Here is a 21317-nt window from a genome sequence, read left to right on the forward strand (position 1 = left end):
CCCGCTACGAGACCTGGCCGAAGGTGGGCGAGTGGGTCCGGCGCAGGGTGCGCCCGCCGCCGAGGTACATGTGGACGCCGCACGGCAGGCAGGGGTCGAAGCTGCGCACGGTGCGCATGATGTCGATGCCCTTGAAGTTCTCCGGCCCGTTCTCCTCGAAGAGGGGACACCCCTGGACGGCGTCCTCGTAGGGGCCGGGTGTGCCGTAGAAGTCGCGGGGGCTGGCGTTCCAGGGGGTCGGGGGGTAGGGGTGGTAGTTGGCGATCTTCTTGTCGCGGATCACCAGATGGTGGGAGAGAACGCCGCGCACGGCCTCGTGGAAGCCCACGCCGACACCCTCCTCGGGAACGTCGAAGTCCTGGAAGACCCTGGTGCGTCCGGCCCGTACCTCCTCCATCGCCTTGTCGACGAAGTGCAGGGCCATCGCGGCGGCGTAGGCGACGAAGTACATCCGCGCCCGGTTGCGCTCGATGGTGTTGGGGAAGGGCGGTGGGGTCCACTCCAGCCGCATCTGCGGCATGGCCGGGGTCTTCGGCAGGTCGATCTCGACGCTGCGCCCGGTGGAGCGGACGTACGGAGTGCGCACCTTCCCGGCCAGGGCGGTGGCCCACAGCCGGGCGATCGGGCCGCCGCCGGTGTCCAGGGCGAGGAAGTCGTTGGTCCTCCGGTCGTACCAGCGGGGACTCATCACCCAGCTGTACCTGCCGCCGTCCAGGTCGCGCTTCTGGGGAGCGGGCACAGTGGTCTGGTTCCACGGGTGGCGGGGGTCGACCGGGTTGCCGAGCGGGTCCTTGTCGACGTAGGTCTCCTCGCCGATCCAGTCCTCGTAGTAGGAGCTGCCCAGCAGAATCCGCATGCCCAGGTTGATGTCGACCAGATCGGTGGTGACCAGTTCGCCGTCCACGACGATGCCGGGGGTGACGAACATGGCGTTGCCCCACTGGTTCATCGTCCGGTAGTCGTAGTCGACCACGTCCGGGTCCTGGAAGGCGCCCCAGCAGCCCAGCAGCGTGCGGCGGCGGCCGACCTCCTCGTAGCCGGGCAGGGCCTCGTAGAAGAAGTCGAAGACGTCGTCGTTCATGGCGACGGCCCGCTTGACGAAGTCCATGCAGCGCATCAGCCGCACCAGGTAGTCGGTGAAGACCTGGGGGGTGGCCACGGTGCCGACGCCGCCGGGGTAGAGCGTGGAGGGGTGGACGTGCCGGCCCTCCATCAGACAGCACATCTCGCGGGTGAGGCGGCTCATGGTGAGGGCTTCCTTGTAGGTGGCGCCCTCGAAGGGGTTGTAGGAGCGCATGATGTCGGCGATCGTGCGGTGGCCGTGCACGTCGCCGCGCGGGGCCGCGGTCCGCTCGGCGCGCTCCAGGACGGACGGGTTGGTCTCCTTGACCATGCGTTCGCAGTAGTCGACGAAGACCATGTTGTCCTGGAAGATCGTGTGGTCGAACATGTACTCGGCGGCCTCGCCGAGGTTGACGATCCACTCGCCCAGTGGCGGGGTCTTCACCCCGTACGCCATGTTCTGCGCGTAGATCGAGCACACCGCGTGGTTGTCGCCGCAGATGCCGCAGATGCGGCTGGTGATGAAGTGCGCGTCGCGGGGATCCTTGCCCTTCATGAAGACGCTGTAGCCGCGGAAGATCGAGGACGTGCTCCGGCACTCGACGACCTCCCGGTTGGGGAAGTCGATCTTGGTGTAGATGCCCAGGTTGCCGATGATCCTGGTGATGGGGTCGAACGCCACCTCGGTGAGGGTGCGCTGCTCGACCGGGACGGTCTGGCTGGTCGTCACGGAGCGTTCCTTTCGAGCCTCTTGGGCGTCCTTTGCGTCCTCGGCGCCGGTGTGCGGTTCGTCGTCACCGGCCAGACCACCGGGGGTCGTAGCCGGAGGTCAGCTCGGCGCGGTTGTGGCGCCACCTGGGCTCCTTGTTCACCGTGCGGTTGGTGATGGCGCGCAGGGAGCGCACCAGCGGCCCGTAGGTCCGGCTCAGCAGCCCGGAGGAGACGCTGCCGCCGGGGGGCTCGTCCATGAAGGGCATGAACTTGTCGGGGAAGCCCGGCATGGTGCAGGCGATGCAGATGCCGCCGACGTTGGGGCAGCCGCCGATGCCGTCCATCCAGCCGCGCTTGGGGACGTTGCAGTTCACCACCGGGCCCCAGCAGCCGATCTTCACCTGGCACTTGGGGGAGTTGTAGTCCAGCGCGAAGTCGCCCTGCTCGTAGTAGGCCGCCCGGTCGCAGCCCTCGTGGACGGTCTTGCCGAACAGCCAGGTCGGCCGCAGCTGGTCGTCCAGCGGGATCGGCGGCGCGAGCCCGGCCGCCTGGTGCAGGACCCACAGCAGGGTCTCCATGAAGTTGTCCGGCTGCACCGGGCAGCCGGGCACGTTGACGATCGGCAGTCCGCCCGCGGACCGGAAGTCCCAGCCCAGGTAGTCGGCCAGCCCCATGCAGCCGGTCGGGTTGCCCGCCATGGCGTGGATGCCGCCGTAGGTGGCGCAGGTGCCGATGGCCACCACCGCGTACGCCTTGTGCGCCAGGCGGTCGATCCACTGGTTGAGGGTGATCGGCTCACCGGTGTCGGGGTCGTTGCCCATCGACGTCCAGTAGCCGTCCCCGTTGATGTTCTCGTTGGGGATGGAACCCTCGACCACCAGGACGAACGGTCCAAGCTCGTCGGCGGCCGCCTGGTGGAAGGCGCGGGTGAAGTCCTCGCCGGTCTCGTAGGCCAGCACCTTGTTGTGCAGGTGGACCTTGGGGATGCCGGGGATCGCCCCGAGGACGACGTCCTCCAGGCTCGGCAGTGTCGCGGCGGTGACCGAGACCGTGTCGCCGTCGCAGCTCATGCCCTCGGAGGTCCACAGGATGTGAACCTCGTCGACGCCGCCGGGGGCCAGCGTGTCGGTGCTCATGGAGCCTTCCTTCCCTGCGGGTGGCGGGGACCGGAGCCCGGGCCCGGGGCGGACGGCGAGCCGTGTGCGCCGGGCCGTCGACCGCCTCACGGATCGTGACATTTCCAGCAAACCCCCACAACTCAAACGTGCTGTGCCGGGAAGCGCCTCCTTCCGGACGCGCCCGCGCGTCCGGAAGGGGAACGCCGCGTACGGATGCCGCCGCGGCGTCTGGGCCGTACGGGGGAACTCGCCCGGAACCCGGAACGGCGGCCCCCGGGGAAGCCGGGGCCGATGGCTAGCGTGACCCCCCATGCACGAGCTGTCGATCGCCGCCGCCGTGGTGGAGAGCGCGCAGGACACCGCCCGCCGCCACGGAGCCTCCTCGGTGGAGGCGGTGCGCCTGCGGGTGGGCGAACTGTCCGGCGTGGTCGCCGACGCGCTGCGGTTCTCCTTCGAGGTCGTGACCGAGGGCACGGAACTCGCCGGCGCCGAACTCGTCGTCGAGGACGTCCCCGCCCGCGCCCGCTGCGCGGCCTGCGCGCTGGAGTTCGCCCCCGGCGTCCCGCTGCGGCTGTGGTGCCCGGAGTGCGGGGAGGGCGCGACGGAACTGGTTGCCGGACGGGAACTGGAGATCGTCGACGTCACGCTCCCGCCGGCCGGCGCGTCCCGCGGCGGCGGCTCGGTGCCACAGGGGGAACGACAGGGAGGAGTCGCGTGATGTGCCGGGTCGTGGACGTACGGCAGGCCGTACTGGCGAAGAACGACGGACTGGCGGCCGGGCTGCGCCGCGAACTGGACGGCCGGGGGATCGCGGCCGTCAACCTGCTGTCCAGCCCGGGCAGCGGCAAGACCGCCCTGCTGGAGCTCCTTCTGGCCCGCGCCGCCGGACGCGGCGTGCCGACGGCGGCCCTCACGGCCGACCTGGCCACCGAGAACGACGCACGGCGGCTGGCCAGGTCCGGCGCGCCGGTCAAGCAGGTCCTCACCGGCGGGCTGTGCCATCTGGAGGCCGCCCAGATGCGCGGTCATCTGGAGGGCTGGCCGCCCGAGGGCACCCGGGTGCTGTTCGTGGAGAACGTGGGGAATCTGGTCTGCCCCGCCGCCTACGACCTGGGCGAGACGCTGCGGGTGGTGCTGATGTCGGTCACCGAGGGCGAGGACAAGCCGGTGAAGTACCCCACCGCCTTCGGCCTGGCGAACCTGGTCGTGCTGAGCAAGACCGATATCGGCGAGGCGGCCGGGTTCGACGGCGACGTCTTCGCCGAGAGCGTGGAGCGGGTCAACCCCGGGGTCGAGGTGCTGCACACCTCCGCCCGCACCGGGCAGGGCGTCGACGCGCTTTTGGACAGGGTGCTGGCCGTGTGCGAGGGCGCCCGCCCCCACCGGCCCCCGCTCGCCGGACGGCACCTGCGCGAACACCGCCACGAGCACGGCCGGGAACACCGCCACGAGCAGGGCGGCGAACAGGGCCACGGGCACCCCCGCGACCACGAGCACCCGCACACGCACCCCGGCGGGCCGGGCGCGCTGCCCGGTGCCGGCCTGCCCGCACGGTAGCGGCGGACGGGGACGGGCGGAGAGGAGCACCATGACGGCCACCGTCGAGGGCCGGCCGGGCCCGGACACCGGGGCGGACCGCGTACGGCGGCGCCTGACCGTGCGCGGCACCGTGCAGGGAGTGGGCTTCCGCCCCTTCGTCCACGCACTGGCCTCGCGGCTGGGACTGTCGGGCCATGCGCTGAACAACGCCGGCGGGGTGGTCGCCGAGGTCGAGGGCGCGCCCGCTGCGGTGGAGGCGTTCTGCCGGGGGCTGGCGGAGCAGGCGCCGCCCCTGGCGGTCGTCTCCTCGGTGGCGGCCGAGGACATCCCGCCGCTGGGAACCGGACCGGAGGCGGGCCCGGACGGTGAAGGGTTCACCATCCGCCCCTCCGAGCGGGGCGGGGGCCGCACCCTGATCCCGCCGGACACCGCCACCTGCGACGACTGCCTGCGGGAGCTGGCCGACCCGGCCGACCGCCGCCACCGGCACCCGTTCGTCACCTGCACCCACTGCGGCCCGCGGTTCACCATCGCCACCGCGCTGCCCTACGACCGCGCGACCACGACCATGGCCGCCTTCCCCCTGTGCGCGGACTGCGCACGGGAGTACGCCGACCCCGCCGACCGCCGCTTCCACGCCCAGCCGGTCGCCTGCCACGACTGCGGCCCCCGGCTGAGGCTCACCCGTGCCCGCGGCGTGATCGCGGCCACGGGCGCGGCCACGGGCGAGGAGGCGCTGGCCGGGGCCCGCCGACTGCTGGCCGAGGGAGCGGTCGTGGCGGTCAAGGGCATCGGCGGCTACCACCTGGCCTGCGACGCGACGAACCCCGCCGCCGTCACCGCCCTGCGTGAGCGCAAGGCCCGTGGCGCCAAGCCCTTCGCGGTGATGTGCCCCGACGCACGGGCCGCCGCCCGGCTCGGCCGCGTCGGCCCCGCCGAACACCGGGCGCTGACCGGGCGGCTGCGCCCCATCGTGCTGCTGCGCCGCCACCGGCCCGGCGAGCGGGGGGAGGACCCGCTGGCGGACGGGGTCTGCCCGGGCAGCCCGGACGTGGGGGTGCTGCTGCCCTACACCCCGCTGCACCGGCTGCTGTTCGGCCTGCCCGGCGACCCGCCCGGCCCCGGGGTGCTGGTGATGACCAGCGGCAACCGGTCGGGCGAGCCCATCGTGACCGACGACCGCGAGGCCCTGGCCCGGCTCGCGGGACTGGCCGACGCCTGGCTGTGGCACGACAGACCCATCGCGGCGCCCTGCGACGACTCGGTGGTGCGGGTGCGCGCGGACGGGAGCGAGGTCGTTCTGCGCCGCTCGCGCGGCCACGTCCCCGACCCCGTCACACTTCCCGTGCCGGTGGAGCCCTCCCTGGCCGCCGGCGCGGACCTGAAGAACGCTATCTGCCTCGCCGAGGGGCACTCCGCCTGGTTCTCGCCCCACATCGGGGACCTGGACGACCTGGCCGCCCTGCGCGCGCTGGACGGCGCGCACGAGCGCCTGCGCACGCTGACCGGCGTCGAGCCCCGGCTGCTGGCCGCCGACCGCCACCCCGGCTACCGCTCCACGCGGTGGGCCCGCGACCGCGCCGGAGGCAGGCCCCTGCACCGGGTGCAGCACCACCACGCGCACATCGCCTCGGCCATGGCCGAGAACGGGCTGGACGGCAGCGCCCCGGTCATCGGCGTCGCCTTCGACGGCACCGGCTACGGCGACGACGGGGCCGTATGGGGCGGCGAGGTGCTGCTCGCCGGCTACGGCGGCTACCGGCGGCTGGCGCACCTGGCGTACGTGCCCCTGCCCGGCGGTGACGCCGGGGTGGGCAACCCCTGCCGCATGGCGCTGTCCCATCTGCGCTCCGCCAGGATCCCCTGGGATCCGGACCTGCCGTGCGCAGCCGCCTGCACACCGGAGGAACGGCGCCTCCTGGAGGCGCAGTTGGAGCGGTCGCTGGCCTGTGTGCCCACCTCCAGCATGGGGCGGCTGTTCGACGCGGTCTCCTCGCTGGCCGGGGTGTGCCACCGGGCCGGGTACGAGGGGCAGGCCGCCGTCGAGCTGGAGGCCGCCGCCGCGGCGGCCTGGCACGAGGACGGGCCCGGGTACGCCTTCACCCTGCGCAGGCCGGCCCCGGAGGGCACGGGCGCGACCGTACTCGACCCCGCGCCCGTACTGCGCGAGGCCGTCCGCGACCTGCGCTCCGGCGCCCCCGCCCCGGTCGTGGCCGCGCGGTTCCACCGGGCCGTGGCCGGGGCGGTGGAGGAGATCTGCCGGCGGGCGCGCCGGGACACCGAGGCGGCCACCGTCGCCCTGTCCGGCGGGGTGTTCGCCAACGCACTGCTGGACGAGGAGTGCGAACGGCGGCTGCGCACCGCCGGCTTCACGGTGCTGCGCCACCACCGCGTGCCGCCCGGCGACGGAGGCCTGGCCCTCGGCCAGCTGCTCGTGGCGGCGCGCGCCGGGGCTCCCTGACGGGCCCCGGCGAAACCTCACGACCCATCAGTGAACTCACCGGCGACGGACGGAGAACGCACATGTGCCTGGCGGTGCCCGGCAGGGTGACCGGGATCGAGGAACGGGACGGCACGCGCATGGCGCATGTCGACTTCGGCGGGGTGGTCAAGGACGTGTGCCTGGCCTACCTGCCCGAAGCGGAGGTCGGCGAGTACGTGATCGTCCACGTCGGCTTCGCGCTGCAGCGGCTGGACGAGGAGTCGGCCAGGGCGTCGCTGGAGCTGTTCGAGCAACTGGGTCTGCTGGACGAGGAGTTCGGCGACGCATGGGACAGGGCGGCGGCCGAGGCCGGGCAGGACCGGCCCGAGGCCGCCCCGGCGGAGACGGCCGGCGGGCGCACGGAGCGGCCGGCCGCGGCGAAGGAGGTCACCAGGTGAAGTACATCGAGGAGTTCAACGACCCGGAGCTGGCGAAGCGGCTGCTGGAGGACATCCACGCCACCGCCACCCGCCCCTGGACCATGATGGAGGTCTGCGGAGGCCAGACCCACTCGATCATCCGGCACGGCATCGACCAGCTGCTGCCCGGGCACATCGAACTCATCCACGGCCCCGGCTGCCCGGTGTGCGTCACCCCCCTGGAGATGATCGACAAGGCGCTGGAGATCGCCTCCCGCCCCGAGGTGGTCTTCTGCTCCTTCGGCGACATGCTCCGCGTCCCCGGCACCGACCGCGACCTGTTCCGGATCAAGAGCGCCGGCGGGGACGTACGGGTGGTGTACTCGCCGCTGGACGCACTGGAGATCGCGCAGCGCCACCCCGACCGCGAGGTGGTCTTCTTCGGCGTCGGCTTCGAGACCACCGCGCCGGCCAACGCGATGACCGTCCACGAGGCGCGGCGGCGCGGTATCCGCAACTACAGCATGCTGATCTCGCACGTGCGTGTGCCGCCCGCCATCGAGGCGATCATGCGGGCGCCGCACTGCCGGGTCCAGGCGTTCCTGGCCGCCGGCCACGTGTGCAGCGTGATGGGGACGGCCGAGTACCCGGCGCTGGCCGACCGCTTCGGCGTGCCCATCGTGGTCACCGGCTTCGAACCGCTGGACATCCTCGAAGGCGTGCGCCGCACCGTCCGCCAGCTCGAGAGCGGCGAGCACCGGGTGGAGAACGCCTACCCCCGGGCGGTGCGGGAGGAGGGCAACCCCGCCGCGCGGCGGATGCTGGAGGAGGTCTTCGAGGTCACCGACCGCGCCTGGCGGGGCATCGGGGTGATCCCGGCCAGCGGCTGGCGGCTGTCGGAGGCGTTCCGCGAGTACGACGCCGAGCACCGCTTCGATGTCGGCGGCATCGCGACGCGCGAGTCCGGGGTGTGCCGCAGCGGCGAGGTGCTCCAGGGGCTGATCAAACCGAACGAGTGCGAGGCCTTCGGCACCACCTGTACCCCCCGCAACCCGCTGGGCGCCACCATGGTCTCCAGCGAGGGCGCCTGCGCCGCCTACCACCTCTACCGGCGCCTGGGCGGCCCGGAGCGCGGCACCGAGCCGGTGAGGGAGGCGACCTCCGTTGGCTGACACCACCGGCACCACCGGCACCACCGGCACCACCGGCAGCACCGGCACGACCGCCGAACCCGTGGACCCCGCCGAGTGGACCTGCCCGGCCCCGCTGCGCGACCACCCGGTGGTCGTCATGGGGCACGGCGGCGGCGGGGCCCTCTCGGCCGAACTGGTGGAGCACCTCTTCGTCCCCGCCTACGGCAACGAGACGCTGGCCGGGCTCGCCGACTCGGCCGCTCTGTCGCTGGGCGGCGCGCGCCTGGCGTTCTCCACCGACTCCTACGTGGTGCGCCCGCTGTTCTTCCCCGGTGGCTGCATCGGCGACCTGGCCGTCAACGGCACCGTCAACGACCTGGCCATGAGCGGCGCGCGGGCCGCGTACCTGTCGTGCGCCTTCATCATCGAGGAGGGCACCGAGCTGTCGGTGGTCCGGCGGGTCGCCCAGGCGGTCGGCACGGCCGCCGCGGCGGCCGGCGTCACCGTCGCCACCGGCGACACCAAGGTGGTCGACGCCGGGCACGGCGACGGGATCTTCGTCAACACCGCCGGCATCGGACTGATCCCCGAAGGCGTCGACATCCGCCCGCAGCGCGCCGAACCCGGCGACGTGGTGATCGTCAGCGGGCCGGTCGGGATGCACGGAGTGGCCATCATGAGCGTCCGCGAGGGGCTGGAGTTCGGAGTGGAGGTCTCCAGCGACACAGCCCCCCTGGGCGGCCTGGTGCAGGCGATGCTCGCGGCCGCCCCGGACCTCCACGCGCTGCGCGACCCCACCCGCGGCGGGCTGGGCACGGCGCTGAACGAGATCGCGGCGGCGTCCGGCACCGGCGTCGTGCTGAACGAGCGGGCCCTGCCCGTGCCGGAGGCCGTGTCGGCCGCCTGCGGCTTCCTCGGCCTGGACCCGCTGTACGTGGCCAACGAGGGCCGCCTGGTGGCCTTCGTCCCGCGCGGGCGGGCCGACGCCGTACTCGCCGCGATGCGGGCGCACCCCCAGGGAGCGGGGGCCGCGGTCGTCGGGGAGTGCGTGGAGGACCACCCGGGCATGGTCGTGGCCCGCACCGGATTCGGCGGCACCCGTGTGGTGGACCTGCCGCTGGGCGAGCAGCTGCCCCGGATCTGCTGACCGCCTGCTGACCGTGGGGGGGACGGCCTTTCGCTTCCCCCGCGCCGTGCCCCGGCCGGCACGCAGGCCGTCCGGGGGCGGTCCGGCCCCTGCCTCCCCTCCTCGCGGGGTACGGACGGCACCGGCCCCGGGGACCTTCGGCCCTGCCGGGGAAACCGGCGCGGGAGGAGCCTGAAGGTGCCACGACGGCAGGAGGAAACCATGAACCGTTCGCAGATCCGTCCCCTCCCGGAGGTCAGGGTCGAGGTCCGGGGCGAGGTGCCCGGGGACGCGGCCGAGTACGCGCGGACCAAGGTGCTGGCGGCGCTGGGCAAGGTCGGGGAGCCGGTCCTGGGCACCAGGGTGAAGCTGAGCCAGGCGGCGGGCGCCTCCGTGCGGCACCCGGCGCACGCCCAGGTGAACGTGGACGTCAACGGCCGCCCGGTGCGGGCCCACGTCGCCGCCGACACCATGCCCGAGGCGATCGACCTGCTGCGCGACCGGCTGGCGGGCCGGCTCTCCCGCGTCCACCGCCGCGGACACCACGGCGGCGGGCCGCGCCCCGGCTCGCGCATCGGGCAGGGACGTCGTGTCGTGCGCCGCCGCGCCCACGGCCCCGCCCGGATGACCCCCGCCCAGGCGGTGTACCGGATGGAGGCCCTGGGGTACGGCTTCCACCTGTTCACCGACGCCGCCTCGGGCGTGGACAGCGTGGTCTACCGGGACGCGGGGGGCGGCCACCGGCTGGCCCGCGCCCGCGGGGACGCCTCCGCGCCGGCGCCGTCGGACCTCCCGCCGGCCGCTCCGCCGGCCGTTCCGCTGGGGGTCAGCGGGATCCCGGCGCCCCGCATGGGGGTCGAGCAGGCGGTGTGGCGGCTGGAGGCGACCGGCCTGCCGTTCGTGTTCTTCGTCGACACCGCCACCGAGCGCGGAGCCCTGCTCCACCGCCGCCGCGACGGCCTCTACGGGCTGGTCACCCCGGCCGAGTGACCCGGCGTCCGCCGGCCGGTACGGGTGCCCCGGCCGGCGGACGCCACCCGGGGCGGCGCTCGGCGGGTCGGCCGGATGTGCGGGCGCGCGGTGTCTACGGTCGCGGTATGCCCCTCATCCGGATCGAGCGCCGCACCCGACTTCCGGCCGGAGAGGCGTGGCGCCGGCTGACCACCTGGGAGAACCACGCTCGCCACGTCCCGTTCACCGCGATCACGGTCACCACCGCGCCGCCCACCGGCGTCGGCACGCGCTTCACGGCGCGTACGGGCACCGGGCGCGCCGGGTTCGACGACCCCATGGAGGTCGTGCGCTGGGAGCCGCCCACCGCGGACCGCCCCGGCCGCTGCCGTGTGGAGAAGCGGGGGAGGGTCGTGCTCGGCTGGGCCGAGGCGGAGGTGGTCCCCGCCGACGGGGGATCGCTGGCCGTCTGGAGCGAGGAGGTGCGGGTGCGGGGGCTGCCGCGCCTGCTGGACACCCCGACGGCCTGGGCGGCCCGTCTGCTGTTCGGCCGGGTGGTCACGGGGCTGCTGAAGGAGCGGTGACCGCCGCGTCCCGGCCGGTCCGCAGACGGTCCGGCGGGACGCGGCGGCTCACACCTTCCGCACGGCCACGCCGGCCGCGGCCAGCGCGCCGGTCTCCTCCTCGGGGGCGCCCTCCTCCGTCACCACCGCGTCGAGCGCCGAGGCCGGCGCGACGGAGGCGAGGGCGGTGCGGGAGAACTTGGCCGCGTCGGCGACCGCGACCACCCGGCGGGCCGAGGCGATCGCGGCGCGCTTGACGGCGGCGTCGGCCAGGTCGTACGCGGTCAGCCCGTCCGCCGCGTTCAGTCCGCAGCAGCCGATGACGGCGGTGTCGAAGCGCAGCGCGGCCAGGGACGCCTCGGTCAGCGGTCCGGTCAGCGCCAGCTCGCCCGGGCGCGGCTCCCCGCCGGGCAGCAGCAGCTTCAGCCGGGGGGCGCCGGTGAGGACGTTGGCTGCGTGCAGGGACAGCGGCATGACGGTCAGCCGGCGGCCGGCCAGGACGCGGGCCACCTCCAGGCAGGTCGTGCCGCTGTCGAGGACGACCGACTCGCCGTCGGCGAGCAGGGAGGCCGCCTCGGCGGCGATCCGCCGTTTGGCGTCCGGCCGCTCCAGCTCCCGCAGCCCGAACGGCGGCTCCTCGCCGCGCAGCAGCAGGCTGCTGGCCCCGCCGCGATAGCGCTCCAGGACCCCCCGGTCCGCCAGGACCTCCAGGTCGCGCCGGATGGTCATCTCCGAGGCACCGGTGAGCCCGGCCAGCTCCGCCACGCTCAACCGCCCGGCCTCGCGTACGGCCTCGGTGATCCGTCTCAGTCGTTCCGCGCTCGCCACGCCGGAAATTGAACACAAACAGTGTGTGAAATTCAATCTTTCGAACAGCAATCCTGTTTGTTAAATTCTGGAACATGGAGAGAAAGCTGCGGCTCGCACGGCTGGCCACCTTCGCCTACTTCGGCCTCAACGGCTTCCTGATGGGCATGTGGGTCGTCCACATCCCGGTGGTGGAGGACCGCGCGGGGATCAGCCACGCCGTCCTGGGCTGGCTGCTGCTCCTGCTCGGCGGCGGAGCCTTCGCGGGCATGCGGCTGACCGGCCCGCTGGCCGACCGCTTCGGAGCCCGCGCGGTGGTGCCGCTGAGCGCGGTGCTGTGCAGCGCGTCCCTGGTGCTGCCGGGCCTGGCCGAAGGGGCCTGGCCCCTGGGCGCGGCCCTGCTGGTGTTCGGCTTCGGCAACGGCTGCCTGGACGTCGCCATGAACACCCACGCCGTCCAGGTGGAGCGCGGCTACCGGCGGCCCGTCATGTCCGCCTTCCACGCGGTGTTCTCCGTCGGAGGGGTGCTGGCGGCCCTGGTCGGCGCCCGCACCCTCAGCTGGGACTGGAACGCCGCCGCGACCCTTGCCGGGATGGGCGCGGCCGGGCTCCTGGTCGCCGTCCTGGCGGCCCCCGCACTGCTGCGCCCCGAACCCGCCGGACCCGCGGGCCCCGGGAGGGAGGCCCCGAAGACGTCCACCGAAGCCGGGACCGGGACCGGGCGCGGGACGCCGGGGCGGATCTGGGCGCTGGCCGCCCTCGCGCTGATGCTGATGCTCGCCGAGGGCGTGGCAGGGGACTGGAGCGTGCTCGCCCTGCGGGACGTCCTGGGCGCACCGGCCGCCACGGCGGCCCTCGCCTACGGGGCCTTCGCCACCGCCATGACCGTAGGACGCCTGCTCACCGACCGGGTGGCCGCGCGCTTCGGTCCGGTCGCGATCGTCCGCTACGGCTCCCTCCTGGCGGCGGTCGGCCTGTCGGCGGTGGTGGTCTCGCCCTGGATCCCCCTGGCCCTGGCCGGCTGGACCGTCTTCGGCATGGGGCTGTCCGGCTGCGTGCCCCAGCTCTTCAGCGCCGCGGGCCACGCCGACCCGGAAGCGGCCGGGGCCAACGTCTCACGGGTGGCGGGGCTCGGTTACCTCGGCATGCTCGCCGGGCCGGCCGTCATCGGGCCGCTCACCCATCTCGTACCGCTGAACGTCGCCTTTCTGCTGCCCGTGGCCCTGTGTGCCGTGGCGGCCGGGGCCGCCGGGATCCTGCGGGCCGAGCCCCGGGCTGCCACCGGGGGAGGAGGGCGAGCGGAGGTACCCGAGGCCGCGAAGGCGGCCGACTGAGGAGCCGGCGCGTGCGCCGCCGGCCCGCGGCGCACGGAAGCCACCGGGCGATCCGGTCGGCTCCCGGGAGAGGATCGCCGTGCACCGGCAACCCGCGTCCTCCCGCACGCCTGCGAGGTGAGAGGCGGTACGGCGGCCGGGCGGCTTCAGCCCTCCTTGAGGGGGTCGTGCCCCCAGTTCATCAGGGAGTGCCGCCAGGTGGTGTCGGTGACGTCGCCCGACGGCCGCTGGGCCAGGTGCCGCTTGATGTAGCCGTTGACCTTGCGCATGTGGGCCACGTCCTCGTCGCTGAGGTCGGACTTCGACGTCCGCAGCAGCTCGACGATGCGGCGGCCGGAGGCGTGGCCGGTGCTCTCCCCGCCGCCCCGGTGCTGCCCGGCGGCCCTGGACTCCTCCCGTTCCAGCCAGTCCTGGAGCTGCTTGGGCGTGAGGTTGACCAGCTTCCCGAACTCGGAGACGGTCCCGTCGCGGTCCTCGCGGTGCTCAGCCATCCCCGGACTCCTTCTCGCGGAGGGCGTCGGGGCGGTGGACCGCCCGGCCGCCGGACTTCTCGCTGCGGACCTGGTACTGGGGATCGTCGGGGGAGGCGTCCACGGTGCGCCCGCCGGCCTCGGTACGGGAGGTGATCTCCTTCTCGACCCTGCCGACGGCCTCGCTCCCGTGGCTCTTCCAGGAGACCCTGTCCCCCTTGCGGAACTTCCTGTCCTTCTTCTTCGTCATCTTCCCCTCCCGCGGGGAGTGGACGGATGAAAAGCCCCGTTCGTCCTCATGGTATCGGTATGGCCGTATCCCACCACCGCGGAGCCGCGGGCGGAGGTGAGGACCGGCCGCTTCGCCGCGCGGCCGCGCGTCCGGGCGGATTCGCGCCCCCGCCCGCCCGGTGCCGTTCCGCCCGGGCTCCCCGGGGAGCGGGCCGGGCAGCTGAGTGGCCGCCAGCTCGCGGTAGAGGGCGTCGCGGGCCAGCAGTTCGTCATGGGTGCCCACCGCCCTGACCCTTCCCTCCTCCATGACCACGATCCGGTCGGCCGCGGTCACGGTGGACAGCCGGTGGGCCACCACCAGCACGGTCGTGCTCCGGGCGGCGTCGGCGACGGTGTCCCGCAGAGCGGCCTCGTTGGCCGCGTCGAGCTGGGAGGTGGCCTCGTCCAGGAGGAGGAGCCTGGGGGAGCGCAGCAGGGCGCGCGCGACGGCGATGCGCTGCCGTTCGCCTCCCGAGAGCCGGTCGCCCCGATGGCCGACGGGGGTGTCCAGCCCCTGCGGCAGCCGGGCCACCAGGGACTCCAGCCGGGTGCGGCGCAGCACGTCGCCCAGGTCCCGTCCACCGGTCGGCGGGACGCCGAACAGCAGGTTGTCGCGGAGGGTTCCGGACAGGACGGGGCAGTCCTGCTCGACGTATCCGATGGTGGCCCGCAGGTCGGCCAGCGGCCAGTCCCGCACGTCCCGGCCGTCGAGCAGAACGCGCCCGGAATCCGGCTCGTGGAAGCGCTCGACCAAGGAGAAGACGGTGGTCTTGCCCGCGCCCGAGGGCCCGACGAGAGCCGTCACCCCCCGCGCCGGGACGGTGAAGCTCACCCCGCGGTGCACGGGCGGCAGCCCGGCCCGATAGGAGAAGCGGACCGCGTCGAGGACCAGCGAGGCCGGCCCCGGGTGACCCGCTCCGGCGGGCGCGGGGGACGGGGCGGAGCCGCCACCGGCGTGCTCGGCGGGCAACGACTCCGCCTCCAGCACGCGCAGGGCCGCGGCCGAACCCGTCTGGAACCGGCCCACGACGTCGACGAGCTGGTGCACGCGCGGCCCCAGTGAGAAGAGGTAGAGCAGGAAGGCCACGAGCGTGGAGACGTCCGTGGCCCCCGAGGCCACCCGTGCGCCGCCCACCCCCAGCACCGCCAGGAACGCCACCTGCACGGCCACGCCTCCGGCGGTCGCGGAGACGGCCTCCCAGCCCGCGGCGCGGACGCCGGCCCGGCGGGCGCCGTCGGCCGCCTCGTGCAGACGGGCGGTCTCCAGCGGCTCCGCGCCGGCCGCCTTGACGGTGCGGAAGGCGCCCAGCGCGCGTTCGAGGGCGGAACCCATGACGCCGACCGCCTCCTGTGCCTGCCGGACCGCCCGGCCGATCCGCGGCGCGACCGCCGCCACCGCGCCGGCGTGCTCACGGCCGCGCGGCAGCCGGCACGAGCCGGGCCGGTTCCCGCCGGCCCGCGCCGAGGCCCCGGAGCCGGAGCCGGAGCCGGAAGAACCTACCGCGAGCGGGAGTGGGTCCCCGGATTGATGATCTCGTCCAGCACCTCGCGGACCACCGAGAAGGCGACACGGTCGACGCCGGCCGCCGTGGGGTCGGCGCCCTCGCCGGCACCGGGCAGGCTCCCGGCTTCGGCCTCCCTCTCGGCCGCCCAGTCGCGTGCGACCCGGATGCGACGGAGGAGTTCGTCTGCGTCCACGACATCAGTCATGAACGGAACCTACCCACGGACCCCGTGCGACAGCCTCGCCGGGTGTGTCCGTTCTGCGCCGATCCGCTCCACAGCGCTCCGAAGCCCCCGCACACCTGCCGTGCACATGCGGTACGCAAGATCCCGTAATCGTGAACAGTCCTGGAAATCAAAGGAGTTGGGGGATTCGGCCGCTGTTCCGTCGATTCGGGGGTACACGGGTCCCGACGGACGGCGGACGGCCGACGACGACCCGTGGGGGTGACCCGTGCCCGTGCAGAAGACGAGCGTGCTGGTGCTGGACTGCGCCGAACCCGAGGCGCTGGCGGAGTTCTACGCGAACCTCCTGGGCGCCGAGGCGCGCCGGGGCGTGGACCCGGACTTCATCGAGGTGACCGGTGGGGAGGGGATCCGTCTGGCGATCCGGCGCGACCACGGCTTCACACCGCCGAGCTGGCCCCGCCCGGACGACTCGCTCCAGGCACACCTGCACATCCTGGTCCCGCAGGACGGCATGGACGAGGCCGAGCGCGAGGCGGTCGGGCACGGGGCGCGCCCGGTCGACACCAAGGACAACGGTGGCCCGCGCGACGCGCGCCTGTACTCCGACCCGGCCGGGCACACCTTCGCGCTGGTGGCCCGGGAGGGCCGCACCGCCGGCTGACGGGCGGCGCGGTCCGGACGCGCCCCTACGGCGCGAGGACCTCGGTGGTGCGGCCGGCCGAGTCGTAGCTGCGGGCACCGGTCAGGCGGCCCCGCACCGGCTCCCGCAGACCGGAGGGCAGCAGTTCCGCGTCCGGCCGGTCCCAGGCCGGGCGGCGGCTGCGTCCGAGGGTGATGTGCGGAACCCACCGGCCGGGGGCGTGCAGCGGGTTCGTCCCGCCGGTCCCCGGTGAGGCGGCCAGCGCCCGCCAGACGGCCTCGTGCAGCCGCAACAGCTCCGGATCCGGCCGCACCGCCCAGGCCAGGACGTGCGTGCGGCCCGCGAAACGCAGCAGCCCGTCCAGGCAGAGCCCCAGCGGCAGGGCGGCCAGGGCCTCGGTCACCTTCTCGCGCGCCGAGTCCGGGAGCGCTTCGGCGGCGGCCAGGGTGAGGTGGGGGCGGTTGGTCGGATGGGTGTGCGCCTCCTGGCTGGGCATCCCCGCCGCGGCCAGATGGCGCCAGGCCCGGCGCACGGCCAGATCGCCCGAGCCGTCCGGAAGCAACTCCACGGTGCGCACACGGGCCAGCCTACGGCGAGGCCCGGCCCGTCGCGGTTACTGTGCGGTGGGCCGCACGGCGTGCGCGGCCCGCACGGACGGCCGGGAGTGAGGGGAAGCGCCCATGAGCCGGTGGGAAGGCGAACCCGCCGAACCCGTCACGGTGGTCGGCCCGCGCCCGGTCGGGCGGGCGCTGCTGACGCAGTCCTGGCGTGACGTGACCTTCCTGCACTGGCCGGTGGCCCCGGAGGCGGTCGCCCCGCTGCTGCCCGACGGGGTCCGCCCCGACGTGCACGAGGGCACCGCCCACGTGGGGCTGGTGCCCTTCCGGATGCACGGTCTGGGTTTCGGCCGCGGCCCCGGACTGCCGTATCTGGGGAGCTTCCCGGAGACCAACGTGCGCGTGTACGGCGTGGACCGGCGGGGGCGGCGCGGGGTGGTGTTCCTGACCCTGGAGTGCGCGCGGCTGCTGCCGGTACTCGGGGCGCGGGCCGTACTGCGACTGCCGTACCGCTGGGCCTCCATGCGCCGCCGCGCCGGGCGCGACCGCGACCTGCTGTGGACCAGTGCCAGGATCGGGCCGCGCGGCCGGGGCCGTCCGGCCACCCGGATCCGGGTGCGGGTGGGGGAGCGGATCGCCGGGCCCACCGCCCTGGAGCACTTCCTGACGGCCCGCTGGGGACTGCACACGGCCTGGTACGGCGGCAGGACGGTGTACCTGCCCAACGTCCACGGGACCTGGCCCCTGCACCGCGCAGAACTCCTGGAGTGCCAGGAGGACCTCGTCGTCGCCTGCGGGCTGCCCGCCCCGGAGGGAGACCCGGTCAGCGTGCTGTACGCGCCGCGCGTGGACGTCCGCTTCGGCCCGCCCCCGGCAGGCGCCCGCTGACGCGCCCGCGCTCCCCCGCGGGACCGGATCCCCGGTCTCGCGGGGGCGGCGGTCAGATCTGCTTGGCCACCACGGCCTCGACGAACCGGCCGACCTCGGCCTCGGGGAGGTTGCGCGCCAGGTCGGCCTCGCTGACCATGCCGACCAGCCGCTTCTCCTCGTCGATGATCGGCACCCGGCGGATCTGGTGCTTCTCCATCGTGTCCAGCACCTTCTCGACGTCCGTGTCGGTGGTCACCGTGAACGTCCGCCCCTGGGCCAGCTCACCGGCGGTCATCCTGGCCGGATCGCCCCCCGTGGCCAGGCACTTCACCACGATGTCGCGGTCGGTGATGATTCCGTGCAGCTTGTCGTCGTCGCCGCATATCGGCAGCGCGCCCACGTCGAGGTCGCGCATGCGCCGCGCCGCGGCGTCCAGCGTCTCGTGCTCCCCGACGCACTCCGCGCCGGTGTGCATGATGTCCCGGGCAGTGGTCATGGCAGTCTCCTCGCATCGGAAACGCGGTGAATGCTGTGGATTCGGCGGGCCCGGCGGATTCGGCCGATCCGGCGAACGCGGTGGACCCGGCTTCGGTGGGAGAGGCCCGGGCGCCCGGGCGTCCTCGGACATCCGGCCCGGTACTCCATTCTGGTCCGCTCCACCGCGTCCCGCATCCGGACGGCGAAGCGCCGCTTCAGGCGGCGCGCCCGCCCGCGGCGGGGACGGTGAAGACCGGGCAGCGCGCGTGGTGGAGCACGCCCTGGCTCACCGAGCCCAGCAGCATCCCGGTGAAGCCCCCGCGTCCCCGGCTGCCCACGACCAGGCCGAGAGCCTCCTCGGACGCCTCGGCCAGGACCTGCACCGGATGGCCCCGTACGAACTCGTGCCGCAGGTCCACCTCCGGATGCGCGGCGGTGCGGCCCGCGACCGACTCCGACAGCAGCCGGCGGGCCTCCTGCTCCGCCGCGTCCTCGTCCAGTGAGCCCAGCAGCGGCGGATGCCACACATACAGCGCCCGCAGCGCCGCGCCGCGCAGCGACGCCTCCTCGAAGGCGAAGTCGACGGCCGCGGCGGAGTCCGGACTGCCGTCGACGCCCACCACGAGGTACGGCGGCCGCCGGGTGACGTGCTCCGGCTCCCGCAGCACCACCACCGGGCACGTGGCGTGGGCGGTGAGCGGCAGCCCCACCGCGGTGGAGCCGAACAGCTCCTGCGCGGAGGACAGGTGCCAGGAACCCACCACGGCCATCGCCGCGTTCCGCGACTCCTCGCGCAGCACCCAGGCGGGATGCCCCTCCGCCAGCAGCCAGGAGATCTCCACCCGCGGCTGCCGCTCCTCGGCGAAGGCGACCGCGTCGCCGAGCACCCGCTCGCCGGCCTCGTGCAGCGCCTCGTTCCACTGCTCCCAGGACGGCCGAAGCTCCGACGACCAGTAACCGCCGGTCGGCACGCCCTGGGCGTGCACCACGCGCAGCGGCAGGCCCCGCCGGGCGGCCTCGTCCGCGGCCCAGGCGAGAGCCGCCCGCCGGGAGGGATCGGGATCCACGCCCACCACGATCGGCCGACGCCCCTGTGAACTCGTCATAGCCGCCTCCGGGTAGTCTCTCGCCCCCTCGCCTCCCCAGTCTGTCAGCGCTCCGCAGGCCGCGCCCGTCGGGCGGGCGGGCCGTAGACGGCCGAAGAGGGCCGTCTACAGGCGCTGGGCCAGCAGGATCTCGTGCGCCAGCCTGGCCCCGCGGGCCGCCTCCTCGGGCAGCGCCGTGTCCTGGGAAGGGGGCTGCTCCAGGCCCCGGGCCAGCGCCCGGACTGCCTCGGCCAGCGCCTGCACCTGCGTCTCCAGCGTCTCCACCCGGGCCTCCTGCGAGCTCTGCGGGCCGTGTCCCGGGGGCTGCTCGTACGGGCTGTTCGCGGTCATGTCGGCACCTTTCGTCCGTCGGGCCGGAGGATCGCCCGGCGGCCTGCCGCCGGGTGTCCGGGCCGACGCGTGGTCCTCCCGGGGCGCCGGGAGGACCACGCGCCGCCTCCTTCGGGCCATCCTCTTCCAGTCTGCTCCGGCCCGCGCGGCGGCGGAGGGCTCCGGCCGGGCCGCGGAGCCGGCCCGGTGAAGCGGTCCCGAGGGGGTAGGCGGTGCCGGAGGGAGCGGACGACCCGCGAGGAGGACCGCATGCCGGCACACCGCGCATCCCGGAGGAGGACCGCGACGCGGGGGCGGGCTTCCTGGCCGTCCCTGGTGCTGTTCACCGCTCTCGCCTACGCCGCCGCGGCGGTGGGGGCCCTCGCCGCCGCGGACTCCGGCAGGGTCTACCAGTCCCTGGACCGCCCCGCCTGGGCGCCGCCGCCCTGGCTCTTCGGCCCGGTGTGGACGGTGCTCTACGCGCTCATCGCTCTCAGCGCCTGGCTGGTCTGGCGCGCCAGGGGGCCGCGGGCCCGTGCCGCGCTGGGACTGTGGGGCGTCCAGCTGCTGCTCAACGCGGCGTGGACCCCGCTGTTCTTCGGTGCCCGCCGGTACGGGCTCGCCTTCGCCGACATCTGCCTGCTGCTCGCCGCCGCCGGTGCGACGGCGGTGGCGTTCCACCGCGTCCGCCCGGTGGCTGCGTACCTGCTGGCGCCCTATCTGCTGTGGACGGCCTTCGCCGCCGCGCTCAACCTGAGCATCTGGCTGGCACAGACCTGACGGGCCGGTGCGGGCGCCCGACGCGACGGCGCCCGCACCGGCACGGGTCAGCCCGGCACCACGTGGAAGAAGTGGGTCGGCAGCTGGACGGCGACGGACTCGTGGACCACCGCGCACACCGCCGTGCCCCCGGGCTCGTCGAAGGTTCCCGGCGGCGGCTCGGCGACCTTGATCACCGAGCGCTCGGCGTCCAGGAGCACGGCGGCCATGGCGAAGTCCCCGACCAGCGCGCAGCCGGGCGCGACCTGCCGGTGGCGGCAGACCATGACGCCCTCGCGGGCGAGGTCGGCCAGCAGACTGCCGGAGCCGACCAGCTGCCCGTAGTAGTCGCGGGGGTTGACCATCACCGCGTGCCCGGTCCCGCCGGTCTGCTCGATCTCGTCGAAGGCGGCGAGCAGACCGGCGGCGTACGAGCCCCGGTAGGGCAGGGGCGCCACGTCCGGATGGCGCAGCACGTCATGGGTGAGCGCCCGGTTCTCCGCGGTGCCCAGCCGGACCATCAGCCGCCGGTCCACGAAGGCGGCCAGGGCCGCCGGGTCCCCGGCGAGCCCGTCGGGGACCCGCACCCAGGCGGTGATCGGCGCGACGTGGTGGTCGGCCGGGGCGAACAGGAACGAGTCCTCGCGCAGCCGGCCATCGCGGTCCGGCGCCTGCCCGGGCGGCCTGGTCTCGAACCAGGTGCGCACCGGGCCGGATCCGGCCCGCTGTTTGCGGAACAGGTGGCGGGCCGTCAGCCGGTGCCTCTCCTTCCCCGGCTGGAAGGCGTCGGTGACGGTGAAGCCGAAGTGGACCTCGGCGCTGTCCGGCGCCTCGGCGAAGGCCCGGGCGAACTCCTCGCCCGGCGAGGGCGCGGCGGCCGGTGCGGTCGCGGCCGGCGGTGGGCCGCCCCGCTCGGTGGCGGTCGCGGTGGCGTTCATGGTCCGGTCCCTCCTGGTGCTGGGCCCGCGGGGCTCACGGGGCG

General features: G+C 74.6%; 23 protein-coding genes and 1 pseudogene. 12 read left to right on the forward strand and 12 right to left on the reverse strand.

Annotation, left to right across the window (positions count from 1 at the left end; genetic code table 11):
• Window positions 1–4: 4 nt before the first annotated feature.
• Window positions 5–1792 (reverse strand): nickel-dependent hydrogenase large subunit, encoded by a 1788-nt coding sequence (locus ACW69E_RS21045; RefSeq protein WP_457499828.1) that lies wholly within the window; start codon window positions 1790–1792, stop codon window positions 5–7.
• 64 nt (window positions 1793–1856) lie between these two features.
• Window positions 1857–2909, reverse strand: coding sequence for an NADH-quinone oxidoreductase subunit B family protein (locus tag ACW69E_RS21050; protein WP_457499829.1), 1053 nt, complete (start codon window positions 2907–2909; stop codon window positions 1857–1859).
• 292 nt (window positions 2910–3201) lie between these two features.
• On the opposite strand from ACW69E_RS21050, the gene hypA reads away from it, so the two are divergent.
• From hypA to ACW69E_RS21090, 8 genes are all read left to right on the forward strand, one after another.
• Window positions 3202–3609 (forward strand): hydrogenase maturation nickel metallochaperone HypA, encoded by a 408-nt coding sequence (gene hypA / locus ACW69E_RS21055; protein WP_457499830.1) that lies wholly within the window; start codon window positions 3202–3204, stop codon window positions 3607–3609.
• Complete coding sequence (gene hypB, locus ACW69E_RS21060; protein ID WP_457499831.1) at window positions 3609–4448, forward strand: hydrogenase nickel incorporation protein HypB; 840 nt, start codon at window positions 3609–3611, stop codon at window positions 4446–4448. Before hypA ends, hypB begins: the two co-directional genes overlap by 1 nt.
• Window positions 4449–4479: 31 nt before the next feature.
• Entirely contained in the window at window positions 4480–6891 is a 2412-nt protein-coding gene (gene hypF, locus ACW69E_RS21065) for a carbamoyltransferase HypF (RefSeq protein ID WP_457499832.1), read from the forward strand.
• Between the two features lie 62 nt (window positions 6892–6953).
• Window positions 6954–7310 (forward strand): HypC/HybG/HupF family hydrogenase formation chaperone, encoded by a 357-nt coding sequence (locus ACW69E_RS21070; protein ID WP_457499833.1) that lies wholly within the window; start codon window positions 6954–6956, stop codon window positions 7308–7310.
• Complete coding sequence (gene hypD / locus ACW69E_RS21075) at window positions 7307–8443, forward strand: hydrogenase formation protein HypD (protein ID WP_457499834.1); 1137 nt, start codon at window positions 7307–7309, stop codon at window positions 8441–8443. Before ACW69E_RS21070 ends, hypD begins: the two co-directional genes overlap by 4 nt.
• A 118-nt stretch (window positions 8444–8561) precedes the next feature.
• On the forward strand, window positions 8562–9551 hold the full coding sequence (gene hypE / locus ACW69E_RS21080; protein ID WP_457499891.1) for a hydrogenase expression/formation protein HypE: 990 nt from the start codon (window positions 8562–8564) through the stop codon (window positions 9549–9551).
• A 201-nt stretch (window positions 9552–9752) separates the two neighbouring features.
• Entirely contained in the window at window positions 9753–10520 is a 768-nt protein-coding gene (locus ACW69E_RS21085) for a sigma 54 modulation/S30EA ribosomal C-terminal domain-containing protein (RefSeq protein ID WP_457499835.1), read from the forward strand.
• A 107-nt stretch (window positions 10521–10627) separates the two neighbouring features.
• Entirely contained in the window at window positions 10628–11065 is a 438-nt protein-coding gene (locus tag ACW69E_RS21090; RefSeq protein WP_457499836.1) for an SRPBCC family protein, read from the forward strand.
• Between the two features lie 48 nt (window positions 11066–11113).
• Here ACW69E_RS21090 and ACW69E_RS21095 read toward each other — a convergent pair whose 3' ends face one another.
• Complete coding sequence (locus tag ACW69E_RS21095) at window positions 11114–11872, reverse strand: DeoR/GlpR family DNA-binding transcription regulator (RefSeq protein WP_457499837.1); 759 nt, start codon at window positions 11870–11872, stop codon at window positions 11114–11116.
• A 74-nt stretch (window positions 11873–11946) separates the two neighbouring features.
• Between ACW69E_RS21095 and ACW69E_RS21100 the strand changes: the two genes are divergently transcribed.
• The gene (locus ACW69E_RS21100; RefSeq protein ID WP_457499838.1) at window positions 11947–13185 is read left to right on the forward strand and encodes an MFS transporter; all 1239 of its coding nucleotides are present in this window, start codon (window positions 11947–11949) and stop codon (window positions 13183–13185) included.
• Window positions 13186–13331: 146 nt separating this feature from the next.
• Here the strand turns inward: ACW69E_RS21100 and ACW69E_RS21105 are convergent, their stop codons facing one another.
• The 4 genes and pseudogenes from ACW69E_RS21105 to ACW69E_RS21120 form a co-directional block, all read right to left on the reverse strand.
• Window positions 13332–13676, reverse strand: coding sequence for a DUF3140 domain-containing protein (locus tag ACW69E_RS21105; protein WP_457499839.1), 345 nt, complete (start codon window positions 13674–13676; stop codon window positions 13332–13334).
• Window positions 13669–13905 carry a DUF2945 domain-containing protein gene (locus ACW69E_RS21110; protein ID WP_457499892.1) on the reverse strand — a complete coding sequence of 79 codons (237 nt, stop codon included), beginning with the start codon at window positions 13903–13905 and terminating at the stop codon, window positions 13669–13671. The genes ACW69E_RS21105 and ACW69E_RS21110 overlap by 8 nt, the downstream gene beginning before the upstream one ends.
• Before the next feature lie 201 nt (window positions 13906–14106).
• Window positions 14107–15330, reverse strand: a pseudogene (locus tag ACW69E_RS21115) (ABC transporter ATP-binding protein); the annotation flags it as partial.
• 92 nt (window positions 15331–15422) lie between these two features.
• A complete protein-coding gene (locus tag ACW69E_RS21120) occupies window positions 15423–15635 on the reverse strand; it encodes a hypothetical protein (RefSeq protein WP_457499840.1) in 213 nt (70 codons plus the stop codon).
• A gap of 247 nt (window positions 15636–15882) precedes the next feature.
• Here ACW69E_RS21120 and ACW69E_RS21125 point away from each other — a divergent pair, with 247 nt between their 5' ends.
• Window positions 15883–16278, forward strand: a complete 396-nt coding sequence (locus tag ACW69E_RS21125; RefSeq protein ID WP_457499841.1) for a VOC family protein — start codon at window positions 15883–15885, stop codon at window positions 16276–16278.
• 25 nt (window positions 16279–16303) lie between these two features.
• Here the strand turns inward: ACW69E_RS21125 and ACW69E_RS21130 are convergent, their stop codons facing one another.
• Window positions 16304–16834: a 2'-5' RNA ligase family protein gene (locus ACW69E_RS21130; protein WP_457499842.1), complete on the reverse strand. Its 531-nt coding sequence runs from the start codon at window positions 16832–16834 to the stop codon at window positions 16304–16306.
• A 103-nt stretch (window positions 16835–16937) separates the two neighbouring features.
• Between ACW69E_RS21130 and ACW69E_RS21135 the strand changes: the two genes are divergently transcribed.
• The gene (locus ACW69E_RS21135; protein WP_457499843.1) at window positions 16938–17702 is read left to right on the forward strand and encodes a YqjF family protein; all 765 of its coding nucleotides are present in this window, start codon (window positions 16938–16940) and stop codon (window positions 17700–17702) included.
• 52 nt (window positions 17703–17754) lie between these two features.
• Here the strand turns inward: ACW69E_RS21135 and ACW69E_RS21140 are convergent, their stop codons facing one another.
• The 3 genes from ACW69E_RS21140 to ACW69E_RS21150 all read right to left on the reverse strand — a co-directional run bounded on the left by ACW69E_RS21140 (window position 17755) and on the right by ACW69E_RS21150 (window position 19597).
• Entirely contained in the window at window positions 17755–18180 is a 426-nt protein-coding gene (locus ACW69E_RS21140; RefSeq protein ID WP_457499844.1) for a CBS domain-containing protein, read from the reverse strand.
• Window positions 18181–18376: 196 nt separating this feature from the next.
• Window positions 18377–19267, reverse strand: a complete 891-nt coding sequence (locus tag ACW69E_RS21145) for a universal stress protein (protein ID WP_457499845.1) — start codon at window positions 19265–19267, stop codon at window positions 18377–18379.
• A gap of 105 nt (window positions 19268–19372) precedes the next feature.
• Window positions 19373–19597, reverse strand: coding sequence for a hypothetical protein (locus ACW69E_RS21150; RefSeq protein WP_457499846.1), 225 nt, complete (start codon window positions 19595–19597; stop codon window positions 19373–19375).
• 249 nt (window positions 19598–19846) lie between these two features.
• Between ACW69E_RS21150 and ACW69E_RS21155 the strand changes: the two genes are divergently transcribed.
• Window positions 19847–20356 carry a TspO/MBR family protein gene (locus tag ACW69E_RS21155; RefSeq protein WP_457499847.1) on the forward strand — a complete coding sequence of 170 codons (510 nt, stop codon included), beginning with the start codon at window positions 19847–19849 and terminating at the stop codon, window positions 20354–20356.
• Window positions 20357–20403: 47 nt separating this feature from the next.
• Here the strand turns inward: ACW69E_RS21155 and ACW69E_RS21160 are convergent, their stop codons facing one another.
• A complete protein-coding gene (locus ACW69E_RS21160) occupies window positions 20404–21273 on the reverse strand; it encodes a family 3 encapsulin nanocompartment shell protein (protein ID WP_457499848.1) in 870 nt (289 codons plus the stop codon).
• Window positions 21274–21317 lie beyond the last annotated feature (44 nt).

The organism is Streptomyces sp. SS8, from assembly GCF_054072955.1.